The following is an 8,842-nucleotide window of genomic DNA, read 5'->3' as shown; positions in this document are numbered from 1 at the left end:
AGCCGGTGGATTTTCATATCAGCAAAAATGCCCCGGGCAAAAACCCGGGGCGTTTACATTTTTCCAATACAAAATAAGCCTAATTTCCAGTTACGCTAATCGTTTTCCATTTGCCCAGCCACACGCGCCACACCATCAGCACAGCCGTCAGTGCGGCGTAAAACGTCAGCCAACTCCACACCCAGAACACAGACAGTTGCAACTTATACACAATCAGCCACGTCCCGGGGATTAGCAGTCCCCACGCGCAAAAAAGCATTACCAGCATATAGAACTTGGTATCGCCCGCCCCGCGCAGGGTTTCACCGAAAATAAGATAAGTGGCGTCAAACAGCACAAAGCAACTCACTAGTTTCATAAGCGGATAGGTTTTAGCGGCAATCTCCGCCGCGTTGGGCGAGCCCGCCGGCACAAACAAACCGACAAAGAACGGGGCGAAAAAGAAGAACAGCACCCCCACCGTGCCCGCATACAGATAACCCAATTTGCACGCATTTTTAAGCACCTTTAACGTCAAATCCGGGCGTTTTAAACCTTGGTATTTGCTCGCCAAAATTTGGATACCCATCCCCAGCCCCAAAATCACCATAAACACCACGGGCTGCATAGACATTACGATATTGCTTGCTTCCAAGGACAGCACATCAATACTGCCCACCATAAACGTAAACAGCGTAAAGGATAAAATGTCCATTAAAAAGCCGAACCCATTGGGCAGGCCAAAGCGCACCAAGCGCGCAAACACAGGCTTATAAAACCCGGCCAAGCGCGTTATCTTAAATTCGCGGCGAATCTTGCCCGCGCAAATAAGCGTAGTGTAAACAAGCGTCATTGCACCGCAGCCGATAATCGTCGCCCACGCCGCGCCCATAATGCCCATTTCCGGGAAACCCAACTTGCCGAAAATCATAATATAATCCAGCACGATGTTGACGATATTCCCCACGAGCGAAGTCCACATCGGCACCTTGGTTTTGCCGCGTCCGCTAAAAAAACTGGCCAGCGCGCTGTTAATCACCGTCAGCCCGGCAAAGAGGTTAAGCAAACTAAAATATTTAATTTCCAGCACACGCACGGACATATCGTGCCCAAAGGAGTTTATGAGCCCCACGCCAGCAGGCGTCAAGGCGGCCAATAATACGGACGACAATACCGCCAGTAAAACACCCTGCCATAAAGATATGGTAACCGAGGCATATTTCTTTTTGGCGTAATACTGCGAGATAAACACGCTTGTATAACTGGCAAGGCCCATAAACATAGAGGAAAACGTCATCGCCAGTACGCCCGCGGGCACACAAGCGGCCAAGGCCTCGTGCGAATACCAAGACAAAAACATCCGGTCCGCAAATTGCATAATTACCTGCGCGGCCATTGTTACGATGAGTGGGTAAGATAAGTACCACAACTCGCTAAGAGAAGCCTGCGCATACGTCTTTTTCATTTATTTCACACTCCGCAAACAAACAGCAAAAAACCCCGTCGCCTTACGGCCACGGGGTTTATAAAGTCCTTCAAAAAATTACAGTTTGACGACTTTAACGGCTTTCGGGCCTTTTTCAGATTCTACGACTTCGAATTCAACTTCTTGACCTTCGGCCAAGGTTTTGAAACCGTCGCCCTGGATTTCCTGATAGTGTACAAAGAGATCTTTAGAACCATCTTCGGGGGTTACGAAGCCGTAACCTTTCTGGTCGTTAAACCATTTAACTTTTCCTTTAGGCATTTTACTTGTTACTTCCTTTTATAATTTACGGGTACTTAAACTTAATAAGTACCTACAACTATTATACTATAAATTAGGAAAAATGGTGCAAATATTCTTAAATATTTTTTTGGCGGTGCAAAAGGGGTATAATTATTTTATGAAATTAATGGAGGCCGTTCCAAATTTTTCCGAGGGCCGACGCCCGGACGTAATAGACGCTATCGTCCGCCGGGTGGCTGCCGCTTCGCGCGCCAAGGTGCTAAATGTGGAAGCCAACAAAGACGCCAACCGCACCGTGCTGACTCTGGCAGGCGAACCGGGCGAGGTGCGCAAAAGCGCGCTTGCACTTTTTAAGGCCGCTTGCAATTTACTGGATATGCGCACGCACCACGGCGCACACCCGCGCTTAGGCGCGGTGGATGTGTGCCCTTTTGTACCAATCGCTCAAATGACCTTACAGGAAGCCGCGGCCGAGGCACGCAAACTAGGGCAGCAGGTAGCCGGCTTAAATATCCCCGTATATTTTTACGAGGAGAACGCAATCACACCCGAGCGCAAGAATTTGGCCTATTTAAGGCACGGAGAATACGAAAGTTTACCCGCCAAACTACGTGAACTTCCCCCCGATTTAGGCCCGGCGGAATTTACCGAAAGTGTCGCCAAAACGGGCGCGAGCGTTATCGGGGCGCGCAACTTTTTACTGGCGTACAACCTTTCGTTAAACACCACAGACACGGCTCCGGCCAAACAAATCGCCGCGTGCTTGCGCGAAAAAAACGGCGGCTTAAAGGCCGTTAAGGCCATCGGCTGGCTAATGCCCGGCTATCAGGCCGCACAGGTATCCTTCAACTTAACAAACTTTAAACAAACAGGTATGGCAGACGTATTTGAAGCGTGCAAGCGCGAGGCCGAAAAACGGGGTCTATGCGTAACCGGGAGCGAACTCATCGGGCTGGCCCCATTGGACGCCTTGTTGCAAGCGGGCCGATTTTACACACCCGCGGAAAGCAACGAAACCGCCCTCATTAGTGCAGCCATAGAAAATTTAGGGCTAAACCTAGTCCGCCCGTTTTCCCCCCGCGAAAAGATTTTGGAATACCGCTTATCTGACGAAAAAATATCCCGATAATCACGGGATATTTTTTATTTAACAGCAAAGTTTTTGCCACAACTCCACATATTTGGCAGGCGAAATTTCCTCCGGCCGCGCAGTTGGTTTAACCTTACAGGCGGCTAACACGTCCGTTATTTTTTGCTTATCGTACCCGGCCAGCGACCAAGAATTAAACAAAGTTTTGCGTTTGTGCAAAAAGGCCACGCTAACCAATTTTTTAAAGGACGGCCACTTTTCGGCGGGAACTAACCGCGTGCCTGGGCGCATAAACGCCAGCACCATACTTTCCACCTTGGGCGGCGGATTAAAGCATCCGCGCCCCGCCTTGCAAATGGGGCTAATCTGCGCGCGCAGTTGGCTAAAAACGGATAAGGGGCCATACCCCTCTTCGCACGCGCGGGCCCGGATACGCTGGGCCTGCTCTTTTTGGAACATAAATACCGCAGTTTGAAAGTGCGGGCAGCCCAGCACTTTATCCAAGATATCCGCCGCATCAATATACGGCAAATTGCTGACAAACAGCGTAGGACGCGGAGCCAGTTTTTCCAAATCGGCCTGCAAAAAATTCTGCCGCAAAATGCTTACGCCCGCCGTTTTGGGCAAGGTCTTTTGCAAATACGCTTCCATTTCCGGGTCAATTTCCACGACGGTAAAATTTTTGCACCCGCGATCAATCAAGCGCTTGGTGAGCGCCCCCTTGCCCGGGCCGATTTCCACCAGATTTTCGCTTTTTAATAGCAGGGCCGCATCTATAATTTGGTTGATTACGTTCTCGTTAATTAAAAAATGTTGTCCGTATTTTTGCATATCACTCCGCCAATACCTTTAAATTCCGCGCGGCAATTTTGTTTTTGGGGGCCAAACGCAAGGCGCGCTCGTAATGCGTGCGGGCTTCATCGTCCTGCCCCGCCACCACAGAGGCCGTGCCTAACCCCAGCCACGGCAGTTCATCCTGCGGGCTTTTGTTTTGCGCAGACAAAAACGCCTGCTTGGCTTGCGCGCTGTTTCCGCGCGCCAAGGCGGCCACGCCCGTTAAAAGTTCACACAAGTTATCAGCCGCACACACGGGCAAAGACTCCTGCAATTCGGCCGCCGCGTCATCTACGAAAAAAATCCAAGTCCGCCCCATTACCCACAGGCCCATATCGTTGCCCACAATGCGCGGGTCGTACACGGCCTTGGGCGCGTTTAAATTGTTTTGTGTAAGGGCCGAAGGCGAAGCAAAATCCACCGTCCGCCCCTGCATAGACAAATTGACGTTATACTTTCCGCTTCCCTCGGCCACCGCCTGTTCCAAGCCGGAAATTAAATTATCTATTTGCTGTTGGCGTTCCGCGGCGGAACCTTCCGGCAAGGTAAACATCCGCTTAAAGGCGCGGGGCGAAAGGTCATCCGGCGCGGCGCTTTCTGCGCGCAAGGTTTGATAGGCCTGTTCAAAGGTTTGCCCGCGGCGGCCCGTGCTTTTGGGCGCGGAGGACACCGGGTTATACTCCAAGGAAACCTCAATATTTACCGCCTTGGAAGCGGACACCTTTTCAAGGCCCGTTTTAAAATCCTCAATCTGCTTTTTAAAATCCTCCGCCGAGCGTCCGCTGGCACGGTACACGGCGTTTAACGCAAGCCCCTCCGACTTAAAGCGGGTAATGGAAAACGCTTCTTCCAGCACTTCGCGCGCTCTCTTTTTATTCCCTTGTTTGACGAGCAAAAACGCATAACGCAACCGCGCCACATAGTCGCCGGGCTTGGTGTGGACGGCTTTTTTGTAATATTTTAGGGCTTCCTGCGGGCGGTTTAATTTTTCTTCCAGCGCGCCCAAACTTAACTGTGCATCCTCGTAAGACGGAAACAGCCGCAACGCTTTTTTGAAGGATGCTTCGGCCTGCTCATCTCTACCCATATTTTCATATAAAGTACCCAACTGGTAATGGTACAAGGGTTCCTGCGGCGCCAGTTCCACCGCACGGCGGAAATGCTCCAAGGCCTTTTCCCAGTTTTGCCCCACCGCATAGGTGGAACCCAAATTCATATGCGTATCGGCTTTATTTTCATCTAGTTCATTGGCCTTTAAAAAGTATTCCTGCGCCTGCTTTACGTCCCCCTTCCAGCCGGCGGCAATGCCAAGCAACTGGTAAGACAGCGGATTTTTGGGGTCTAACCGTTGGGCTTCTTTATATTCGCTGATGGCGTCCTCCACCTTGCCGCTCCAATAGAGCGAAGCCCCCAACAGCAAATACGGCAATGGCGATTTGGCGTTTTTGATAACGGCACGCGCAAAACTGTCCGTGGCTTCTTTATAGCGGGCTTGGCTCATTTCGCCCATACCGCGCCGCATATCCACCGCCGATTGTTCCAACATCATACGGTCCCACACGGTTTGGGAATAATCGGTTTTAATCTCCTGCTTGCCAAATGAAAACGGGAAGAACGCGTGCGACGGCCCGGCGGGCAAAATAAATATCCCCGCCGTGAGTAAAAAGGGTATAAAAAACCGTTTGGGCTGCATATGTATATGATAAATAAAAAACGGGGGCTTGGGCAAACGTTAGCGGCCCAGTTCGCGGCGCAGGGTTTGGATGCGTTCTTGGATATAGTTGGAAGCGTCAACAGACAGCGGAGAATTTTTGCCTTGCACAATGTGCATTGAAAGCGCGCGCTCAAACCACAAGAGCGCCTTGGAATCGTCCTTGGGCACGCCGTCGCCCGCCTGATACATTTCCGCCGCTTGCAACATTACACCGCAATCTTCGCCTTTATTGGCCATTACCACCGTCCATTTAAAGGCCAAGGGATAATATTCGCGTCCTTCCTCTTGGTAGAGCATCAGCAGGCGGTAGCGGGCTTCTTCGTCGCCGTTGGAGGCCAAGCGGTCCCATTGTTCATACAAGGCACGGCGGCGCGCGGCAAAGTCAAAAAAATGCTTTATTTTATCCCACCAGGTGTGCAAAGTAGCAAGTTGCATTTCGTTCTCCTTGTAGATATTGTACACTATATAAAAATATTTCGCTAGGGAGAAGACGCTATGATCCGCCTTGATACGACACCTGTTAAAACGCTCCTTTCCAAGTCCAAAATCGCCGGGTTTGATTACGCCATAAACCCGTATGTCGGCTGTCCGCACAAGTGTATTTATTGCTATGCGGAATATATGCGCAAATTCAGCGGCCATAGCGAGGAGTGGGGCGAATTTTTAGACGTAAAACAATGCGACGTACCACTAAAACCAAGCAAACTCTTCCGCACCCGCGTAATGTTAAGTTCGGTAACGGACCCGTATAATCCCTATGAAAAAGAATACGGACTCACCCGCAACATCATTAAGCAACTGGTCTATTGCCAAGCCAAGGTGTATATTCTTACCAAATCGGCCCTCGTCGTGCGGGATATAGATTTGTTTAAGCAACTCTACCAATGCGAAGTGGCCCTTTCCTTTTCGTCCGCCGATGAAGGTTTTAGACAAGCGGCCGAGCCCGGGGCTTCGCCCGTGGCGGACAAAATAAACGCCTTAAAAACCTTGCACGGGGCGGGCATTTCCACCGCTGTAATGGTGGCGCCGCTCTTTCCGGGCATTACGGACTGGAAACAAATTATCGCCCTTACCAAACCTTATGTAAACCGTTACGGGTTTGACAGTTTGAATATGCGCCCGGCCTTCCATCGCAAGGTAATGGATTTTGTGGAAGGGCACTACCCCGAAGCCTTGCCGCTAATGGGTGATATTTACATCAAGCAAGACTCGTCTTATTGGACGAAACTCGCCAAAGAGATTACCGACTATTGCCACGAACAAAATGTGCGGGCGGATATTTTCTTTGGCTCGTTTCCCTCTTATTCCGGCGAATAACATACGACAAAAAAGCCCCCGTTAAACCGGGGGTTTTTTCGTCCGTTAAATTTCGTCATTGGGCGGGTCGTCAAAACCAAGTTTCCACGTAATTGCAAATCCGGCCAAAAGCGCGCACAAAAAGCCTACGCCGTAAAAAATGGCGCTGTGCAAATTGGATAGTGCGAGAAACAGCACCACCCCCGAAACGCCAAACGGGATAGCGGAAGTAACGTGGCAGGCCGCAATCACGGCTCCGCCGACAGCCGCCCCCAGACACGCGCCGATAAAGGGTTTAAAAAGCGGCAAGGTTACGCCATAAATAAGCGGCTCGCCAATGCCCAACAGGCCCACGGGCAAGGCCGTCTTTACAATCGTTTTTAAGCGCGTGTTTTTGGTCTTTAAAAGCACCGCCACCGCCGCGCCCACCTGCCCGGCCCCAGCCATACACAAAATAGGGAACAAGGGATTCATCCCCAGCATATCCACCAGTTGTTGGTGAATCGGCACTAAACTTTGGTGTACACCCATCATCACAAGCGGCAAGAAGGTTCCGCCCAAGAGAGCCCCCGTCAGCCAGCCGCCGTGCGCCAAGGCCTTTTGCGTAAACAGCGCGAGCCAGTCCGACAGTTCTCCCGCCACCGGCTGGATTAACGCCAAGGATACAAAGCCCACCACCAAAATAGTAAGCGTCGGCGTGATAAACATTTCCCAAGTGCCGTTAATAAAAGAGCGCAAGCGTTTTTCAAACCAACTGCCCGCCAGGCACACCAAAAGTACGGCAATTACGCCCCCCTTGCCGGGCATTAACGGTGCTCCAAAGAGCGTAATTTTGGCAAGCGCCGGCATATTCAAAATACCCGCAAACGCCACGCCCAAGGCAGGAGTGCCGCCAAATTCTTTATTGGCGTTATACCCCACCACCGCATTTAAATAAAAGAAAATCCCCTGCCCGAACACCGCCAGCAAGCCCGCGGCGTTGGGGCTGTCCGCCAGCACGGTTTTAGCCAAAATATTGCTAATCCCCAACAGTAACCCGCAGCCGATATACGCCGGAATCAGCGGCAGAAAAATATTTCCCACCACCGAGCAAGCCTTGCTTAGCCAACTGGAATAGCGTTTGCGCACGGCGGTTTTGTTTTCCTGTACGTCTCCCACCGCAGGAGCCGGCTCCTCTTTGGCCGGGGCTTGGTAGGCGGTATTGGAAAGCGGTGCAAAGTGATGGCGTTCCTGAAAGTAAGATGCCAACTTCCCCGCCGTAGAAGGCCCCACAATCAACTGGTGCTGTACGCCCGAATAAAAGTAGCCCGCCACATCCGGCACGTTACGCAGGGCTTCGGGCTTTACTAGGGTTTCATCCTTTACGGTAAAGCGCAGGCGCGTCATACAGCAGCCCAGCGTGGCAATGTTGTCCGCCCCGCCAACGGCCGCTAAAATATCTTTATACATATTTTTCAAATCGGCAGGCATTTATTTTTCCTCCGTAGAAATAAAATTCCATTGGTTTTGTTTGACGTTGTAACGCTCCATACGCCCGGTGTTAATATGGAAATACATCCCTTCCAAATTCAGCCCCCGCTCTTGCACGGCGGACGCCACGCACGGAATTTGTTTTAAATGGCCCAACTGGTCCAGTACGTTATTTTTAATGGCTTCTTCCAGCGTGCTTCCGCGGTACGAGGTATGTGTGCGGTCCAGCCACGCGCGGATTTCGGGCGTTAATTCCTCCAAATGTTGGAGTTTGGCAACGGCGTTACAATCGCTATGGCCTAAAATCACAATATTTTGCACCTTTAAGTTTTCCACCGCAAAGCGCAAGGAGGCCATCATAGAAAAGTCTTCTTGGTCAATTTGGTTGAGCATATTGCGGTGTACACAAATATGCCCGTCGTTGGTATTGAAGATAGCCTCGGGGCAGACGCGGCTGTCAAAACAACTGACAACCATTGAGTGCGGAGCCTGCGTATTAGCGATTTGCTCGGCGTGGATAGCGCAAAAACCGCGGCGGACCGGGTCCCCGTTAAAAAAACGGCGGTACCCCTCCACCAACTGGCGGAGCCCGTCATTAGGATAAGCAGTCAAATTCATACTTATATTGTAGCAGTTTAAAAACGCCCCGTGCACCCTGCGGGCTGGACCCTGCGGGCGGCCACTCTATGCGCTAAGTTACGATTAATGGAGCCACACTATTTCCGCAATG

General features: G+C 51.1%; 9 protein-coding genes. 2 read left to right on the top strand and 7 right to left on the bottom strand.

Annotation, left to right across the window (positions count from 1 at the left end):
- Positions 1 to 79: 79 nt before the first annotated feature.
- Together B2118_RS07520 and B2118_RS07515 are read right to left on the bottom strand one after the other, a co-directional pair.
- The gene (locus B2118_RS07520) at positions 80 to 1,444 is read right to left on the bottom strand and encodes an MATE family efflux transporter (RefSeq protein WP_428054716.1); all 1,365 of its coding nucleotides are present in this window, start codon (positions 1,442 to 1,444) and stop codon (positions 80 to 82) included.
- Positions 1,445 to 1,522: 78 nt separating this feature from the next.
- Positions 1,523 to 1,726: a cold shock domain-containing protein gene (locus B2118_RS07515; protein ID WP_087288232.1), complete on the bottom strand. Its 204-nt coding sequence runs from the start codon at positions 1,724 to 1,726 to the stop codon at positions 1,523 to 1,525.
- 139 nt (positions 1,727 to 1,865) lie between these two features.
- Here B2118_RS07515 and ftcD point away from each other — a divergent pair, with 139 nt between their 5' ends.
- A complete protein-coding gene (ftcD, locus tag B2118_RS07510) occupies positions 1,866 to 2,837 on the top strand; it encodes a glutamate formimidoyltransferase (RefSeq protein WP_428054714.1) in 972 nt (323 codons plus the stop codon).
- An 18-nt stretch (positions 2,838 to 2,855) separates the two neighbouring features.
- Here ftcD and rsmA read toward each other — a convergent pair whose 3' ends face one another.
- Genes rsmA through B2118_RS07495 form a run of 3 tightly spaced genes read right to left on the bottom strand, consistent with a single transcriptional unit; the run spans position 2,856 to position 5,781 of the window.
- A complete protein-coding gene (rsmA, locus tag B2118_RS07505) occupies positions 2,856 to 3,629 on the bottom strand; it encodes a 16S rRNA (adenine(1518)-N(6)/adenine(1519)-N(6))-dimethyltransferase RsmA (RefSeq protein ID WP_428054712.1) in 774 nt (257 codons plus the stop codon).
- 1 nt (position 3,630) lies between these two features.
- Entirely contained in the window at positions 3,631 to 5,325 is a 1,695-nt protein-coding gene (locus B2118_RS07500) for a tetratricopeptide repeat protein (protein ID WP_428054710.1), read from the bottom strand.
- Between the two features lie 39 nt (positions 5,326 to 5,364).
- The gene (locus tag B2118_RS07495) at positions 5,365 to 5,781 is read right to left on the bottom strand and encodes a hypothetical protein (protein ID WP_428054708.1); all 417 of its coding nucleotides are present in this window, start codon (positions 5,779 to 5,781) and stop codon (positions 5,365 to 5,367) included.
- A gap of 60 nt (positions 5,782 to 5,841) precedes the next feature.
- Between B2118_RS07495 and B2118_RS07490 the strand changes: the two genes are divergently transcribed.
- Complete coding sequence (locus B2118_RS07490; protein ID WP_428054706.1) at positions 5,842 to 6,663, top strand: radical SAM protein; 822 nt, start codon at positions 5,842 to 5,844, stop codon at positions 6,661 to 6,663.
- A 45-nt stretch (positions 6,664 to 6,708) separates the two neighbouring features.
- On the opposite strand, the gene B2118_RS07485 is transcribed toward B2118_RS07490, so the two are convergent.
- Both B2118_RS07485 and B2118_RS07480 read right to left on the bottom strand, forming a co-directional pair.
- Positions 6,709 to 8,112, bottom strand: coding sequence for a PTS transporter subunit EIIC (locus B2118_RS07485; protein WP_428054704.1), 1,404 nt, complete (start codon positions 8,110 to 8,112; stop codon positions 6,709 to 6,711).
- On the bottom strand, positions 8,113 to 8,730 hold the full coding sequence (locus B2118_RS07480; RefSeq protein WP_428054702.1) for a carbonic anhydrase: 618 nt from the start codon (positions 8,728 to 8,730) through the stop codon (positions 8,113 to 8,115).
- Between the last annotated feature and the right edge of the window lie 112 nt (positions 8,731 to 8,842).

Origin of the sequence: Candidatus Avelusimicrobium stercoris (assembly GCF_002437085.1) — a bacterium.
In the GTDB taxonomy this organism is placed as follows: Bacteria; Elusimicrobiota; Elusimicrobia; order Elusimicrobiales; family Elusimicrobiaceae; genus Avelusimicrobium; species Avelusimicrobium stercoris.
The sequence above is the reverse complement of the archived record's forward strand: the minus strand, read 5'-3'. Positions and strand labels throughout refer to the sequence as shown.

What these genes read in the sequence shown, in the direction of transcription:
- B2118_RS07520 (WP_428054716.1), bottom strand. Translation starts at nt 1,444, where the DNA reads ATGAAAAAGACGTATGCGCAGGCTTCTCTTAGCGAGTTGTGGTACTTA.
- B2118_RS07515 (WP_087288232.1), bottom strand. Translation starts at nt 1,726, where the DNA reads ATGCCTAAAGGAAAAGTTAAATGGTTTAACGACCAGAAAGGTTACGGC.
- ftcD (WP_428054714.1), top strand. Translation starts at nt 1,866, where the DNA reads ATGAAATTAATGGAGGCCGTTCCAAATTTTTCCGAGGGCCGACGCCCG.
- rsmA (WP_428054712.1), bottom strand. Translation starts at nt 3,629, where the DNA reads ATGCAAAAATACGGACAACATTTTTTAATTAACGAGAACGTAATCAAC.
- B2118_RS07500 (WP_428054710.1), bottom strand. Translation starts at nt 5,325, where the DNA reads ATGCAGCCCAAACGGTTTTTTATACCCTTTTTACTCACGGCGGGGATA.
- B2118_RS07495 (WP_428054708.1), bottom strand. Translation starts at nt 5,781, where the DNA reads ATGCAACTTGCTACTTTGCACACCTGGTGGGATAAAATAAAGCATTTT.
- B2118_RS07490 (WP_428054706.1), top strand. Translation starts at nt 5,842, where the DNA reads ATGATCCGCCTTGATACGACACCTGTTAAAACGCTCCTTTCCAAGTCC.
- B2118_RS07485 (WP_428054704.1), bottom strand. Translation starts at nt 8,112, where the DNA reads ATGCCTGCCGATTTGAAAAATATGTATAAAGATATTTTAGCGGCCGTT.
- B2118_RS07480 (WP_428054702.1), bottom strand. Translation starts at nt 8,730, where the DNA reads ATGAATTTGACTGCTTATCCTAATGACGGGCTCCGCCAGTTGGTGGAG.